Annotated in this window: 14 protein-coding genes and 2 tRNA genes; 10 read left to right on the top strand and 6 right to left on the bottom strand. The window is 67.2% G+C overall.

What is annotated here, in order from left to right; all coding sequences use genetic code 11:
- Nucleotides 1-22: 22 nt before the first annotated feature.
- The gene (locus FLW16_RS02970) at nt 23-526 is read right to left on the bottom strand and encodes a DUF2087 domain-containing protein (RefSeq protein WP_142557369.1); all 504 of its coding nucleotides are present in this window, start codon (nt 524-526) and stop codon (nt 23-25) included.
- Between the two features lie 20 nt (nt 527-546).
- On the opposite strand from FLW16_RS02970, the gene FLW16_RS02965 reads away from it, so the two are divergent.
- Nucleotides 547-969, top strand: coding sequence for a VOC family protein (locus tag FLW16_RS02965; protein ID WP_312847114.1), 423 nt, complete (start codon nt 547-549; stop codon nt 967-969).
- Nucleotides 970-972: 3 nt separating this feature from the next.
- On the opposite strand, the gene FLW16_RS02960 is transcribed toward FLW16_RS02965, so the two are convergent.
- A complete protein-coding gene (locus tag FLW16_RS02960; protein ID WP_142557367.1) occupies nt 973-1,734 on the bottom strand; it encodes an enoyl-CoA hydratase in 762 nt (253 codons plus the stop codon).
- Between the two features lie 188 nt (nt 1,735-1,922).
- Here FLW16_RS02960 and FLW16_RS02955 point away from each other — a divergent pair, with 188 nt between their 5' ends.
- The gene (locus FLW16_RS02955; RefSeq protein WP_185949223.1) at nt 1,923-2,372 is read left to right on the top strand and encodes a PASTA domain-containing protein; all 450 of its coding nucleotides are present in this window, start codon (nt 1,923-1,925) and stop codon (nt 2,370-2,372) included.
- Nucleotides 2,373-2,560: 188 nt separating this feature from the next.
- Here the strand turns inward: FLW16_RS02955 and FLW16_RS02950 are convergent.
- A tRNA-Pro gene (locus tag FLW16_RS02950) sits at nt 2,561-2,637 on the bottom strand.
- A gap of 90 nt (nt 2,638-2,727) precedes the next feature.
- On the opposite strand from FLW16_RS02950, the gene FLW16_RS02945 reads away from it, so the two are divergent.
- Nucleotides 2,728-2,798 (top strand) — tRNA-Gly (locus tag FLW16_RS02945).
- 81 nt (nt 2,799-2,879) lie between these two features.
- Here FLW16_RS02945 and FLW16_RS46105 read toward each other — a convergent pair.
- Nucleotides 2,880-3,158, bottom strand: coding sequence for a tyrosine-type recombinase/integrase (locus tag FLW16_RS46105; protein WP_396685204.1), 279 nt, complete (start codon nt 3,156-3,158; stop codon nt 2,880-2,882).
- A gap of 244 nt (nt 3,159-3,402) precedes the next feature.
- Nucleotides 3,403-3,861 (bottom strand): DUF4829 domain-containing protein, encoded by a 459-nt coding sequence (locus tag FLW16_RS02935; RefSeq protein ID WP_142557362.1) that lies wholly within the window; start codon nt 3,859-3,861, stop codon nt 3,403-3,405.
- A 530-nt stretch (nt 3,862-4,391) separates the two neighbouring features.
- Between FLW16_RS02935 and FLW16_RS02930 the strand changes: the two genes are divergently transcribed.
- On the top strand, nt 4,392-4,655 hold the full coding sequence (locus tag FLW16_RS02930) for a hypothetical protein (RefSeq protein WP_142557360.1): 264 nt from the start codon (nt 4,392-4,394) through the stop codon (nt 4,653-4,655).
- Between the two features lie 222 nt (nt 4,656-4,877).
- Here FLW16_RS02930 and FLW16_RS02925 read toward each other — a convergent pair whose 3' ends face one another.
- A complete protein-coding gene (locus FLW16_RS02925; protein ID WP_142557359.1) occupies nt 4,878-5,357 on the bottom strand; it encodes an ATP-binding protein in 480 nt (159 codons plus the stop codon).
- A 275-nt stretch (nt 5,358-5,632) separates the two neighbouring features.
- Between FLW16_RS02925 and FLW16_RS02920 the strand changes: the two genes are divergently transcribed.
- The 6 genes from FLW16_RS02920 (at nt 5,633) to FLW16_RS02895 (ending at nt 13,938) form a co-directional block, all read left to right on the top strand.
- Nucleotides 5,633-6,499, top strand: a complete 867-nt coding sequence (locus FLW16_RS02920) for a helix-turn-helix transcriptional regulator (RefSeq protein WP_142557356.1) — start codon at nt 5,633-5,635, stop codon at nt 6,497-6,499.
- Nucleotides 6,500-6,700: 201 nt separating this feature from the next.
- Nucleotides 6,701-8,095, top strand: a complete 1,395-nt coding sequence (gene tig, locus FLW16_RS02915; RefSeq protein ID WP_142557354.1) for a trigger factor — start codon at nt 6,701-6,703, stop codon at nt 8,093-8,095.
- A 355-nt stretch (nt 8,096-8,450) separates the two neighbouring features.
- Nucleotides 8,451-9,095 carry a ClpP family protease gene (locus tag FLW16_RS02910; RefSeq protein WP_030509565.1) on the top strand — a complete coding sequence of 215 codons (645 nt, stop codon included), beginning with the start codon at nt 8,451-8,453 and terminating at the stop codon, nt 9,093-9,095.
- A gap of 14 nt (nt 9,096-9,109) precedes the next feature.
- Nucleotides 9,110-9,757, top strand: coding sequence for an ATP-dependent Clp protease proteolytic subunit (locus FLW16_RS02905; RefSeq protein ID WP_142557352.1), 648 nt, complete (start codon nt 9,110-9,112; stop codon nt 9,755-9,757).
- Nucleotides 9,758-9,991: 234 nt separating this feature from the next.
- Complete coding sequence (gene clpX, locus FLW16_RS02900) at nt 9,992-11,275, top strand: ATP-dependent Clp protease ATP-binding subunit ClpX (RefSeq protein ID WP_079317756.1); 1,284 nt, start codon at nt 9,992-9,994, stop codon at nt 11,273-11,275.
- Between the two features lie 74 nt (nt 11,276-11,349).
- A complete protein-coding gene (locus FLW16_RS02895; RefSeq protein WP_142557350.1) occupies nt 11,350-13,938 on the top strand; it encodes a valine--tRNA ligase in 2,589 nt (862 codons plus the stop codon).
- The last annotated feature ends 687 nt before the right edge of the window (nt 13,939-14,625 follow it).

Here is a 14,625-nt window from a genome sequence, read left to right as displayed (position 1 = left end):
GGACCCGGTCAGCCAGGCTGCGTCAGGTGGTTCCGCCCGAGCGCCAGTAGACGTTGGCCTCCCGGGTGAGGAACCCCTCGTCCACCAGATAACGGCGCAGCGCGGCGTAGTCGGCGTGGAACGCCCGCAGCGCCACGTCGACCTCCTTCTCCGGGTAGCGCACGCCGACGTCGAACACCTGCGCGATGTAGTCGAGCACCATCAGCCGTTTGGCCCTCTTCGCCGGGATGGAGACGAGCCGCCCGTCGACCAGGAACGCGTCCATCGGGTCCGCCGGCGTGGAGGGGATCGTGCGCAGCAGGTCGCGGAAGGTCTCGGGCCGTGCCCGCCAGCCGTCCCCGTCCCCGTCCCGTACGGCGAGGCCGCCCCGCTCCAGCCGGTCCAGGGCCTTGGACACCACTTCCCGGTCGAGCCCGGTGACCTTGTCGAGCGGCTCACCGGGACACAGGACCAGCCCGGCGAGGACCCGGAGCGTGTCGTCCTGCCCGAGCAGCCCGAGCACGCGGGAGATGTGCTTGTCGATCACCTGTCCACGGTATTGCGTCGATGAGGACCGTAGGAAACCTGGAGGGCGACGTGACCGCTCAACTGGACCACACGATCGTGCACAGCAGCGACCGCTTCGAGTCCGCCCGGTTCCTGACCGGGCTGCTCGGCGAGCCGGAGCCCGGCGCGTTCGGGCCGTTCGCCACGGTCCGGGTCGGCAACGGCGTGACGATCGACTACGCGGACTCGATCGTCGACCGGGACCGGATCGTCATGCAGCACCTGGCGTTCCTCGTCTCCGAGGACGAGTTCGACGACATCTGCGCCCGCATCGCCGAGCGGGGCCTGCCCTACTGGGGCGGCCCTCATCACCAGGAGCCGCAGCAGATCAACCACCGCCACCACGGCCGCGGGGTTTATGTGGACGACCCCGACGGCCACGCCATCGAGTTCCTCACCCATCCGTACGTGGAGGAGGAGTGACTCTCAGCGGGCCTGCGTCCGGCCCCGGTCGAACACGGCGCGCCTGCGGGCGGCGAAATCCTCGGGGCTGGTGATGGCGAGCCCGTCCCGGCCGGTCTCCCGCTCGGCCCGGAGGCCGTCGGCGCCGGTGCCGTCGCGCAGGAGGTCGTAGATCTCCCGGATCCTGCCCAGCGTCTCCGGCGTCGTCGTCGCGATGCTCTGCGCGAGCTCGACGGCCCGCGGCAGTAGCCGGTCGTGCGCGACGACCTCGTTCACCAGGCCGATGCGCAGTGCCAGGGGAGCGTCGACGAAATCCCCGGTGAACGTCATCTGCCTGGCCCAGGCCTGCCCGACGGCCTGGCTGAGCCGGGCCGTCATGCCCCAGGAGGGCACGATGCCGACCCGGGTGTGGGTGTCGGCGAACCTCGCCCGTTCGCTGGCGATCCTGAAGTCGCAGGCCAGCGCGAACTCCAGGCCGCCCGTCACCGCCACACCGTTGACCGCCCCGATGACGGGCACAGGGAAGTTCCGCAGCGGGAGGATGGAGTCGGGGTGGCCGATCTGCACGGCCGCTTCCAGCTCGCCGAGGTCCAGGCCCGCGCAGAAGGCGGGGTCGGCCCCGGTGAGGACCATCGCGCGCAGGTCGGGCTCCTCCGCGAGCCGCTTGAGCGTGTCACCGAACTCTTCGAGCAGCGCCTTGGAGATCGCGTTGTACTTGCGCGGACGATTCAGCGTCACGACCGCGACGGCCTCGGAGGGCCGGTCGACGAGGACCAGGTCGCCCATGATGCTCCTCAGGGTTCCGGGGGTACGGCGAGAACAGGTTATAGAAACGTGCCGGCGCCGGCCGTCGGTCACGCCGGTGCGCGGGCGGCCCGCCCCCAGGATCAGCGGCCACCTGGACCATTCGGCTCGAACTCGCGCCAAGATCGTGGTACGGATCGTCCATGCGGCGCTCTGTGGCGATATCTCTGATGACTGCGATCGGCGCCGCCTTCGTCGCCGCTGTCATCGCCACCTTCGCGCTGATCCTCCCCGGCCCCGGTTCCACCACGCCGTACCCCGCGCCCACCGCCTCGCGACGGCCGACGGAATCGCCTCCCGACGCGCCCACGATGCCCGAGCTCCGGTATCAGGACGCGGAGACCGCGAGAAGACTGGTCACCGCTCTCGGATTCGTCCCGGAGATGCACACCCTGACCGGTGAGGAGATGAAGGTCCCGACGGATTGGATCGTGGTCGGCCAGGGACCGGCTCCGGGAACCCTCCTCAAGAGCACCATGCCGATCGAGTTCTATGTCACGCGTAGAGACATGCCCGTGCCCAGCCCCACCACGGCGAGCGCGGACCCCTATGAGCCGGCCCACCATGATCTCCACGCCCTGCAGAACACGGCCGAAGACCGAGGACGTCGTGGGCGTTGACTGGATCCGGATGCGGCCCGCGCCGGGTGTCTCCCCAGAGGTCCTGGCCGTGCTCGTCCAGCAGCAGGCCGCGGCGTTCGGCGCGTGGCCGACGGAGCCCTGGTCACTCGGTCGGTCGCCTTGGTCGCCCAGGGGACGGGAAAGGCCGCTTCCGGCGATCGGAAGCGGCCTCTGTAGTGCACAAGCGCTGGTCGGGGCGACAGGATTTGAACCTGCGACTTCTTGCTCCCAAAGCAAGCGCGCTACCAAGCTGCGCCACGCCCCGTCTCGTCGGGTACGCGAGCGGTCCGAGACTCCGGTACGCTTACGCCCTGACGACCGGATGAAGTCTAGACCAGATGGACACCGGGCGCGCGCGGACGTAGCTCAATGGTAGAGCCCCAGTCTTCCAAACTGGCTACGCGGGTTCGATTCCCGTCGTCCGCTCTGACGAAAAGGCCCAGGTCGGGGAAGTGATCCGACTCTGGGCCTTGATCTTTTCTGGCCTCCGGATTCCTGTCGTGCCCGTCACATGCCCGATGTCTTCTCGCCGTGCCCGGTCGTTGGTTGGGACCGGGCCGTCTGAGCGCTCGTGAACGCCCGCCCCAGCGCCTCGGCAATGACCCTGTCGCGGTCCCGAGTCGCGTGCTGATAGATCAGTGCCGCCCTCGTGGAGGCGTGGCCCATCCTGGCCATCAACTCCTTGAGACTCGCCCCTGACGCAGCAGCGAGCGTGTTGCCGACATGCCGAAGGTCGTGAAAGTGAAGATCAGGCAGGCCCACGTCTTCCCGAACCTTGTTCCAGATCCGCCGAAGCCCGACCGGCGGAGGGGGCCACCCTTGGGGTCGACGAACACGCGGCCGTTCTCGCCCGGCTCGGCGAACTCGTCAAGGGCGGCGCTCCGCGCCGCCTCGGGGCCGCACGCCCGCTCGGCGGCCGGGCATGCGGCCTGGGGACCGGTCCCGGCCGCCGGCAGCTTGGGCCGCCCGCCGACCGTCGGCCCTGCCGTCCCAGCCAACTCGCCGCACCGAGGCCGCGCCGCCGCACGAGTCAGCCAACTCCGGCATCGTTTATCCGCCACGGCTGACCCGCACCGGCACGGACAAGGATGTATCCCCAGACTGTGGGACCGTTCGGCATGGAGCTTTCGTCGCCGTGCCAGAGCGTGAACGACACCGGAACGTTCACGGCCTCCTGGTAGCGCTTGCCGTCCGGAGACTCGTAGTCGGATTCAGTCTGCGGCGCCTCGATCTCCACATCGGAGAGCTTCGCATCGTCGAACAGACTGTCAACGACTTTCTCTTCCTGCTCAGCGAAGCGCTGGGTCGACAGTTGTCGCCCCAATTGCCTGTCATGGGCGTTGATCGCATCGATATAGGCCGCCACCACCCGCTGAGGTGGCGCGCTGGCAGGAAGAGCAGCCCTTTTCTCGTCGTCCTGGCAACCAGCAAGCAGCACGACGCCCAAAGCGGCGAGAACGAACCAGACGACAACCCGGGCAGAAACCATCCCACGATCCGATCCCAAACTCGACGCTGAGCGCAAAGCCCGGACAAGGTCATCAGAGTCTATGGGGGTCGAACATGAACATGCGTTCACGACGAGTACCCAGGGCTACGGGGCGATGTGAGCGTAGACGGAGGCGATGAAGGGCCCTCCCGGTGTGAGCATGCTTGCCTCATCCACCGGCATAGGCAGGCCCAGCGCTCCTAGCAACGATGTGTGGTCCCGATCGCGCACGAAAATCACCGACAGCCCGGAAATCCGCAGCCCGGCGTAGCCTTCATGGGGTATCCACGCGTAAGAATCCGCAGTGGCCTCAGTGGCCATATCGTCCTTACTCTGTTCGTCCCTCGTCCGGGAACGGCAAGCCCGATATTGCCTCCGGCGGGGGCCTCGGCTCCGGGATGATCGCCCGCACCTCAGCCAAGGCCGTAGCTGGCTGAGGTGGAAGGCTGATCACCCTGCCCGCCACCTTTACTCTCGTCCTCGTGACACCACCGCGTGAAGTTCCCCCGAACGTCGAGAGTGTTCGTGACATGCGGGACTTCGCCGCCTACTTGGAGATCATGGCGGACGACTTCGATGCCGATCGCGCCGAGTGCGAACGGCAAGTCTGCGAGGGGAAGCGGTATGTCGAGGGCCGCTGGAGCAGCATGTACGTTGGCGACTTCCTTAGAGCTTGGGCGGCATGGCTCCAGGACGGCTGTATCCGTGAAGGAGCCCTGTTCAAGGACGATGTCGACCCGCCGACATGGCAGTCGCTCGCTCTCCAGATCCACGCCGCCCACGTGTACGAGTAGCCCGTTCTGGAAGCCACCCGGATGGACGATCACGAACTGAGTCAGGCGGATTCGAACAGCCGCAGTCGCGAGGTGCAGCACGGCGAACGGATCTGAACGACCTAGATGTACTCCCCAGGGAGGTTGGTGACGCGGCTGATGGGTGACCCTCCTCGGATGCCCTGTCTCCGACCGCGGACCTGGACGAGGCGACGGGAACGGGCGGACGCTGGAAAAAAACGGTCAGTCGCCGGTGCGGAAGAGGGCCCAGACGGCCTTGCCGCCCTCGTCCAGTGCGTCCCAGCCCCACGCCTGGCTGTAGGTCTCGACGATGTAGAGGCCGCGTCCGTGCTCGGAGACGAAGTCGGGCTGCCCGGGCGACGGCGCCTGGTCGCTCGGATCCGAGACGGCGAGCAGCACGTGCGGGGCGATGCGCAGGAGCGTCAGTGTTATCGGCCGGTCGTCGGCGCGGTTCGCCGGATACAGCGCGTAACGGACCGCGTTCGTCACCAGTTCGCTCACGACCAGTGCGGCGTCATCACTCAGTTCCGACAGACCCCACTGTCGCAGGGTCGTCCGCGTGACGTCACGCGCGGTCTTGACGGAGTCGGCCTGCGGGGCCAGGGGGCACATCGTCGTATCGGACGCCCCTGCCGCCCTCCGGAACCAGCCGAATCCCACGTCGCGGGTCAGCTGGCCGCCGGGTTTGGGCTCGTCCGACATGGTTGCCCGTACCTCCCGCTGGCCTGAATCGAGGACTGGTGCACATTTGGCCCAATATGCACCTAGACATGATGGATCAGCGCGTCCTGCCGCTGCAAGACCCAAATGCACGTGCAATTGTCATGTGCAGACGCACATGGCGGTCGTGCTCACCGTCAGGGACACGTAGATCAGACCTTGTCATCGGAGCCCGAAGTGGTGACACTGTGTGGGCTGGGGGTGTCGTGCGGGTCGTCCCTTGGCGGCACACAGGGCCGAGGTGAGAGGGAGGCGCCGTGATACAGATCCAGGCTGGATCGGGTCCGACGGCTCTGCGCATCCTTCTCGGTTCCCAGCTCCGCAAGCTCCGTGAGAGCAAGGGCATCAGCCGTGACCAGGCCGGCCAGTGCATCCGGGCGTCCGAGTCGAAGATCAGCCGGATGGAGCTGGGCCGGGTCGGATTCAAGGAACGCGACGTGGTCGACCTTCTCGCCCTCTACGGAGTGGAGGACGAGGAGACGCGCGATGTCGTGATGAACCTGGTCGAGCGGGCCAACGAGCCCGGCTGGTGGCACCGGTTCAACGACCTGCTGCCCTCGTGGTTTCAGGCCTACGTCGGCCTGGAGGAGGCCGCCGAGCGCATCCGCACCTACGAGGTGCAGTTCGTACCCGGCCTGCTGCAGACAAAGGAGTACGCGCGGGCCGTCATCATGGCCGGCGCGGTCGGCGCGGCGCCGGAGGAGATCGCCAGGCGGGTGGACCTGCGGCTGGAGCGCCAGCGCATCCTCGACGGCGAGAACAGCCCCAAGTTCTGGGCCGTGATCGACGAGGCCGCGCTGCGCCGCCCGATCGGCGGTGTGGAGGTCATGCGGGGTCAGATCCAGCACCTCATCGACCTGATGAACCAGCCCAACGTGACGATCCAGGTCATCCCGTTCAGCTATGGCGGACACGCCGCCGAGGGCGGTGCCTTCAGCATCCTGCGGTTCTCCGATCCCGACCTGCCCGACATCGTGTACGTCGAGCAGCTCGCCAGCGCGCTCTACCTGGACAAACGGGAAGAGGTCGATCGCTACAGCGAGGTCATGGAGCGCCTCTGCGCGGTCAGCACCACCCCCACGGAAACGGTGGACCTGCTGCGGCAGATCATGGCCGACCTCTGATCAGTCGCTACCGGGCCTCATCTGTTCTAGACTGCCCTTGGCGTTGGACACCCGCCACAGTCGAGCATGCCCTGACAGGTCGCGTGCAGGCGAGACGGTGATTCTGCGCCTCTCACGTGGGCGCGGCGCGCGTTACTGTGCCGCGGTTGCCGTGCACGACGTGCCCGCGATCACCAGATGCTGGATCAAGGAGACCACCCCGTGAAGACCGCTGTCGAGGAGCTCAGCCCTACCCGGGTCAAGCTCACCGTCGAGGTGCCGTTCAAGGAGCTCGAGCCGAGCCTGCAGGCCGCGTACAAGAAGGTCGCGCAGCAGGTGCGCGTGCCCGGCTTCCGTCCTGGCAAGGTGCCGGCCCGGATCATCGAGCAGCGCTTCGGCCGCGCGGTGGTTCTCGAGGAGACCCTGAACGACGCCCTGCCCAAGCTGTACGGCCAGGCCGTTGACGAGACCGAGGTCTTCCCCGTCAGCCAGCCGGAGATCGAGGTCACCAAGATCGAGGACGGCGAGCAGGTCGAGTTCACCGCCGAGGTGGACATCCGCCCCGCCTTCGACGTCCCGGACTACCAGGGCGCCGAGGTCGTGGTCGACCCCGCCGAGGTGACCGACGAGGACATCACCACCCAGCTCGAGGCCCTGCGCCAGCGCTTCGCGACGCTGACCGGCGTCGAGCGGCCGGCCCAGAACGGCGACTACGTCGTGATGGACCTGCGTGCCGAGATCGACGGCCGCAACCTCGACGAGCAGCAGGCCGCCGACGTGTCGTACGAGGTCGGCGCGGGCTCGGTCCTGCAGGGCCTGGACGACGCGCTGCAGGGCATGTCCGCCGGCGACGAGAAGACCTTCCGCACCACGCTCGTCGGCGGTGAGAACGCCGGCGAGGAGGCCGACGTGATCATCAACGTCAAGTCGGTCAAGGAGAAGGTGCTGCCCGAGCTCGACGACGAGTTCGCGCAGCTCGCCAGCGAGTTCGACACGCTCGACGAGCTCAAGGACAGCATCCGTCAGCAGGTTCGCCGCAACAAGCTGGTGGACCAGGTCGTGCAGAGCCGCGAGAAGGCGCTCGACGCGCTGCTCGACAAGATCGACATCCCGCTGCCCGAGAGCGCGCTCCAGGCGGAGATCGACGCGCGCAAGCACAACCTCGAGCACCAGGTCGCCGAGAGCGGCCTGAGCCGCGAGGCCTACCTCCGCCTCCAGCAGACCACCGAGGAGGAGCTGTTCGCCGAGTACGAGGCGACCTCGGCCAAGGCGCTGAAGTCCGGCTTCGTGCTCGACAAGATCGTCAAGGCGGAGGAGATCGGCGTCAGCGAGCAGGAGCTGACCGACTTCGTGGTGCGCCGCGCCATGCAGATGGGCGTCGCGCCGAACACGCTGGCCCAGCACCTCGCCGACAACAACCAGCTCCCGCTGGCGATGATGGAGATCGTGCGCGAGAAGGCCAAGACCCTCATCGGCGACGCGGCCAAGGTGACCGACACGGCCGGCAACGAGGTGGACGTCAAGGCCATCTACGCCGAGCTCAACCCCGAGCAGGAGGCTGTGGGCGTGGAGGAGGCGGGCGCCGGGGAGCCCGCCGACGAGGCCGAGGAAAGCTGATTTCCCAGGCTCTCGCCTGACTTCTGCCGCCGACCGGCCGGGAGGCCGGTCGGCGTGGCGGTAACCGGAAACCCCCGTCGCACTCGGGTGCGCCGGGGGTTTCCGGTTATATTCGGGCAAATCCCTGCAAATTTGTTTCTTACCGCGTGTCGGGGAGCAATCACACGGCTGAGATCCCTGTGCCTCCGGCCGTGCGGCCACGGCTGGAAACACGGGCGATGCGGCGCGGGGCCTCCGTGGCGGGCCGGGCATGCGCCGTCAGCGAACAGTACGGCGCACGGGCATGACCTGTCTGCGTCGCGCGTTAAGGTCACAAGCAAAGCCAATCGATTACGACGCATCGGAAGGTGACGCTGTGACCAGCCCGCCGACCTTCTTCCCGACCGGTGGTTCCGGCTTCGAGGCCCGGAGCCCGGAGGGTGGCCCCTCCCGCCTCGAGGACCAGCTCTACCAGCGCCTGCTGCGCGAGCGGATCGTGGTGCTCGGCACCCAGGTCAACGACGAGGTGGCCAACCGGCTGGCCGCTGAGCTCCTGCTCCTCGCCGCCGATGACCCGGACCGCGACATCTGGATGTACATCAACTCCCCCGGTGGCTCGGTGACCGCCGGCATGGCGATTTACGACATGATGGAGTACGTGCCGAACGACGTCTGCACGGTCGCCATGGGCCTGGCCGCCTCCATGGGGCAGTTCCTGCTCTGTGCCGGCGCCCGGGGCAAGCGGTACGCGCTTCCGCACGCCCGGATCATGATGCACCAGCCGTCAGGCGGCATCGGCGGCACCGCGGCCGACATCGCGATCCAGGCCGAGCAGATGCTCTACGTGAAGAAGACGCTCGCGGAGCGGATCGCTTTCCACACCGGCCAGCCGCTCGACCAGATCGAGCGCGACTCCGACCGGGACCGCTGGTTCACGGCCGAGGAGGCCAAGGACTACGGCTTCATCGACCACGTGGTGCGCAGCGCCCGCCAGGTGCCCTCCGAGGGCGCCGTCTCGTGACTGGAGCTTCCCAGATGAGTGAGCTGATCCGGCCGGGTGACATCAACGGCCGCTACGTCCTTCCCTCCTTCGTCGAGCGCACGTCGTACGGCGTCAAGGAGATGAACCCCTACAACAAGCTGTTCGAGGACCGCATCATCTTCCTCGGTGTCCAGATCGACGACGCTTCGGCGAACGACGTGATGGCGCAGCTGCTGACGCTGGAGTCGCTGGACCCGGACCGCGACATCAGCATGTACATCAACTCGCCGGGCGGCTCGTTCACCGCGATGACCGCGATCTACGACACCATGCAGTTCGTCCGGCCCGAGATCCAGACGGTCTGCCTCGGGCAGGCGGCCTCGGCCGCAGCGGTCCTGCTGGCCGGCGGCACGCCGGGCAAGCGGTTCGCTCTGCCCAACGCCCGCGTGCTGATCCACCAGCCCTACACCGAGGGCGGCGGCCAGGGCAGTGACATCGAGATCCAGGCTCGTGAGATCCTGCGGATGAGGTCGCTGCTCGAGGAGATCGTGGCGAAGCACTCGGGCAAGTCGCCCGACGATGTTCGCAAGGACATCGAGCGTGACAAGATCCTCAGCGCCGAGGAGGCGAAGGCGTACGGGCTGGTGGACGACATCATCCCGTCGCGGAAGAAGCGCGCGGCGGCGGTCGCCGCTTCCTGAGGGAGTTGCCGCACCGGAACGGTGCCCATTTGGGCACGTTCCGGTGCGACTCACCGCTAGGGGGCTCACTGAGGGCCCGAGAGACGGTAACGTCGAAACCTGAGCGGGATGACGTTTTCGCACCGGATCGCGATCGCTGGCTCATGACTCAGGATCATGAGCCCGGATCGTGAGCAGGTGCGGACGGAAGCGACCGCGGCGGCAGGGGCGGTCCCACGCAAAGGAGTATCTGGGGTGGCACGCATCGGCGACGGGGGAGACCTGCTGAAGTGCTCGTTCTGCGGCAAGAGCCAGAAGCAGGTCAAGAAGCTCATCGCCGGACCAGGCGTCTACATCTGCGATGAGTGCATCGATCTCTGCAACGAGATCATCGAGGAGGAGCTGTCCGAGTCCTCCGAGCTCAAGTGGGACAATCTTCCCAAGCCGCGCGAGATCTACGAGTTCCTCGACGCGTACGTCATCGGGCAGGACAAGGCGAAGAAGGCGCTATCGGTAGCGGTCTACAACCACTACAAGCGCGTCCAGTCCGGGGAGCGGGGACGTGACGACGGCCTGGAGCTGGCCAAGTCCAACATCCTGCTGCTCGGCCCCACCGGGTCGGGCAAGACCCTGCTCGCGCAGACCCTCGCCAAGATGCTCAACGTGCCGTTCGCCATCGCGGACGCGACCGCGCTGACCGAGGCCGGCTACGTCGGCGAGGACGTGGAGAACATCCTCCTCAAGCTGATCCAGGCCGCCGACTACGACGTCAAGAAGGCCGAGACCGGCATCATCTACATCGACGAGGTCGACAAGATCGCCCGTAAGAGCGAGAACCCGTCGATCACGCGGGACGTGTCGGGCGAGGGCGTGCAGCAGGCCCTGCTCAAGATCCTGGAGGGGACCACGGCGAGCGTGCCCCCGCAGGGCGGGCGCAAGCACCCCCACCAGGAGTTCATCCAGATCGACACCACCAACGTGCTGTTCATCTGCGGCGGTGCCTTCGCCGGCCTCGAGAAGATCATCGAGTCGAGGGTCGGCAGGAAGGGCATCGGCTTCAACGCGATCATCCACTCGAAGGAGGAGATGGACTCCTCCGACATCTTCTCGGACGTCATGCCGGAAGACCTCCTGAAGTTCGGCATGATCCCCGAGTTCGTCGGCCGGCTCCCGGTGATCACGTCGGTGCACAACCTCGACAGGGACGCGCTGATCCAGATCCTCACCGAGCCGCGCAACGCGCTCGTGAAGCAGTACCGGCGCCTGCTCGAACTGGACAACGTCGAGCTGGAGTTCTCCGACGACGCGCTGGAGGCCATCGCCGACCAGGCCATCCTGCGTGGCACCGGCGCCCGCGGGCTGCGCGCCATCATGGAGGAAGTCCTCCAGTCCGTGATGTACGAGGTGCCCTCCCGCCAGGACGTGGCCCGCGTCGTCATCACCCGCGAGGCCGTGCTGGAGCACGTGAATCCGACCCTGGTGCCGCGCGACCAGCTGCAGGCCAAGCAGCAGCGCACCCCGAGGGAGAAGTCGGCCTGACGCGGGCCTTCCGCCGACGCGTTGTCCACAGGGCGTGCGGCGACGGCTCGGATGGCGTCCGGACATCCCTAGAATTGGGCACCGTGACTACGTCTGAGCTGCCCACCCAGTACGCCCCCGCCGATGTCGAGACCCGGAGCTACGAGCGCTGGGTATCGGCGGGCTACTTCACCGCGGACCCGGGCAGCGGGCGCGAGCCGTACAGCATCGTGCTTCCCCCGCCCAACGTGACCGGGTCGCTCCACGTGGGCCACGCCCTCGACCACTCGATCCAGGACGCGCTCACCCGGCGGGCCCGGATGCGGGGCATGGAGACGCTGTGGCTCCCCGGCATGGACCACGCCGGCATCGCCACGCAGAACGTCGTGGAGCGCGAGATCGCCAAGGACGGCCTGTCTCGCCACGACTTCGGCCGTGAGGCGTTCGTCGAGCGCGTCTGGCAGTGGAAGGAGGAGTCCGGTGGCCGGATCCTCGGCCAGATGACGAAGCTCGGCGACGGTGTGGACTGGTCGCGTGAGCGCTTCACGATGGACGAGGGGCTCTCCCGGGCCGTCCAGACGATCTTCAAGAAGCTGTTCGACGACGGTCTCATCTACCGCGCCGAGCGGATCATCAACTGGTGTCCCCGCTGCCTGACCGCCCTGTCCGACATCGAGGTCGAGCACAGCGACGACGACGGCGAGCTCGTCTCGATCCGTTACGGCTCGGGCGACGAGGAGATCGTCGTCGCGACCACCCGTGCCGAGACCATGCTGGGCGACACCGGGGTCGCCGTCCACCCCGCCGACGAGCGCTACGCGCACCTGGTCGGCAAGTACGTCGAGGTCCCGCTCACCGGGCGGCGCATCCCGATCGTCGCCGACGAGCACGTGGACCCCTCCTTCGGCACCGGCGCGGTCAAGGTCACTCCGGCGCACGACCCGAACGACTTCGAGATCGGGCGCCGCCACTCGCTGGAGTCGCTCGTCGTCATGGACGAGCGCGGCGTCATCACCGCCCACGGGCCCTTCCAGGGCCTCGACCGGTTCGAGGCGCGGCCCGCCGTGGTCGCCGCGCTGCGCGAGCAGGGCCGCATCGTCGCCGAGAAGCGGCCGTACGTGCACTCCGTCGGGCACTGCTCCCGCTGCAAGACCGTGGTCGAGCCGCGGCTGTCGCTGCAGTGGTTCGTCAACGTCACACCGCTGGCCAAGGCCGCCGGTGACGCCGTGCGTGACGGCCGCACCCGCATCCACCCGCCGGAGCTGGCCAAGCGCTACTTCGACTGGGTCGACGACATGCACGACTGGTGCATCTCGCGGCAGCTGTGGTGGGGACACCGGATCCCCGTCTGGTACGGCCCGGACGGCGACATGATCTGCGTGGGGCCCGATGAGGAGCCGCCGGCCGGTTACGAGCAGGACCAGGACGTCCTCGACACCTGGTTCTCCTCCGGGCTGTGGCCGTTCTCCACGCTGGGCTGGCCCGAGGCCACGCCCGATCTGGCCCGGTTCTATCCGACGACCGTGCTCGTCACCGGTTACGACATCCTGTTCTTCTGGGTCGCCCGGATGATGATGTTCGGGTTGTACGCGATGGACGGCCAGCCGCCGTTCCGCACCGTGGCGCTGCACGGGATGGTGCGCGACCAGTTCGGCAAGAAGATGTCGAAGTCGTTCGGCAACGTCGTCGACCCGCTCGACTGGATCGAGCGGTACGGCGCGGACGCCACGCGCTTCACGCTCCTGCGCGGTGCCAATCCCGGCTCCGACGTGGCGATCAGCGAGGACTGGGCGGCCGGATCCCGCAACTTCTGCAACAAGATCTGGAACGCCACCCGCTTCGCCCTGATGAACGGCGCCGTCTCCGACGGTCTGCCCGAGGACCTCACGGCAGCCGACCGCTGGATCCTGTCACGCCTGCAGGAGGTCGTCACGAGTGTCGACGCGGCCTTCGAGGAGTTCGAGTTCGCCAAGGCATCCGACGCCCTCTACCACTTCGCCTGGGACGAGGTCTTCGACTGGTACGTCGAGCTGGCCAAGGTCCAGTTCGCCGAGGGCGGCGCGGTGGCCGAGAACACCAAGCGGGTGCTGGGGCATGTCCTCGACGCGCTGCTCCGGCTGCTCCACCCGCTCGTGCCGTTCGTGACGGAGGAGCTGTGGCGAGCCTTGACCGGTGGGGAGTCGATCGTGGTCGCTCCCTGGCCCTCGGCCTCGCCCGGGCTGCTCGACCCCACGGCCGAGCAGGAGATCTCCGCACTGCAGAACCTCGTGACGGAGGTGCGCAGGTTCCGCTCGGACCAGGGCCTGAAGCCCGGGCAGCGGGTGGCCGCACGACTGTCCCTTTCCGGTACGGCTCTCGCCGCCCATGAGGGGGCGATCCGCGTCCTGCTGCGCCTGGACGAACCCGCGGACACCTTCAATCCGACAGCCCGGCTCACCGTCGGCACGGTGCTCGTGGAGATCGACACGGCCGGAGCCATCGACGTCGTCGCCGAGCGGAAGCGGCTGGAGAAGGACCTGGCCGTAGCGCGCAAGGAGCAGGCGCAGGCCACGGCGAAGCTCGGCAACGAGCAGTTCATGGCCAAGGCGCCGGACGATGTCGTGGCGAAGGTGCGCCGGCGGGCCGAGCAGGCCGCCGAGGACATCTCCCGTCTCGAGGCCCAGCTCGCCGCCCTGCCGGCGTAGGCCGGCGTGCCTGTGTGCCCTCGTCACGGCGAGGGCACACAGGCACTCCTGGCTTTGTGGCGGCAGAGGTTTGAAGGGCATGGAGACAGGGCAGGATTCTCAAGTTGCCCAAGTTGTGCGCAGCACCTCTCGACGGGTGCTAGTCTTTCTGCACGCGCTGAGGACCGGCGAGTCTGAACCCCCCTCCGGGGATCGGCTGTTAGGCTTTCAGCGACTCCCTCACATCGGACCCGATTTCGGGATGTCTCGTCACGATTCGACGGGCTTTCTCGGATCAGGTAAGTTAGAGGGGTTGCCCCGGAAACGGGGTGGTCGAATTCCTGTCGGTCGGCGGGTTTCGGGTCAAATTAAGTCCCGGTGGGGCGGATTTGACACGGAAGAGCCGGTCGGGAAGAATTAAGACCAGCAAGACAAAAGAAAAACAAACGGTGAAACGCCCCGGAGTTCGGGACCTTTCGAGGGTTTCGGGTGATGGTGGTCGCGTCCGTTTCTTGAGAACTCAACAGTGTGCTAAAAGCCAGTGCATGAATCATGCATGACCCCGTCAACCGGTGGTTTCATCGGTGACGGATTCCTTTGACGGCATCTTTCCTTAGCCGGGGGGTGCCGGCCAGAGAGATTTCTTTTCAAGCATTGTTTGGAGAGTTTGATCCTGGCTCAGGACGAACGCTGGCGGCGTGCTTAACA

Source organism: Microbispora sp. KK1-11, assembly GCF_006874435.1.
GTDB lineage: Bacteria > Actinomycetota > Actinomycetes > Streptosporangiales > Streptosporangiaceae > Microbispora > Microbispora catharanthi.
The sequence above is the reverse complement of the archived record's forward strand: the minus strand, read 5'-3'. Positions and strand labels throughout refer to the sequence as shown.

Bases quoted from the DNA above. Each gene is read 5' to 3' on its own strand.
- FLW16_RS02965 (WP_312847114.1), top strand. From the start codon at position 547: ATGAGGACCGTAGGAAACCTGGAGGGCGACGTGACCGCTCAACTGGAC.
- FLW16_RS02960 (WP_142557367.1), bottom strand. From the start codon at position 1,734: ATGGGCGACCTGGTCCTCGTCGACCGGCCCTCCGAGGCCGTCGCGGTC.
- FLW16_RS02955 (WP_185949223.1), top strand. From the start codon at position 1,923: ATGACTGCGATCGGCGCCGCCTTCGTCGCCGCTGTCATCGCCACCTTC.
- FLW16_RS02935 (WP_142557362.1), bottom strand. From the start codon at position 3,861: ATGGTTTCTGCCCGGGTTGTCGTCTGGTTCGTTCTCGCCGCTTTGGGC.
- FLW16_RS02930 (WP_142557360.1), top strand. From the start codon at position 4,392: ATGCGGGACTTCGCCGCCTACTTGGAGATCATGGCGGACGACTTCGAT.
- FLW16_RS02925 (WP_142557359.1), bottom strand. From the start codon at position 5,357: ATGTCGGACGAGCCCAAACCCGGCGGCCAGCTGACCCGCGACGTGGGA.
- FLW16_RS02905 (WP_142557352.1), top strand. From the start codon at position 9,110: ATGAGTGAGCTGATCCGGCCGGGTGACATCAACGGCCGCTACGTCCTT.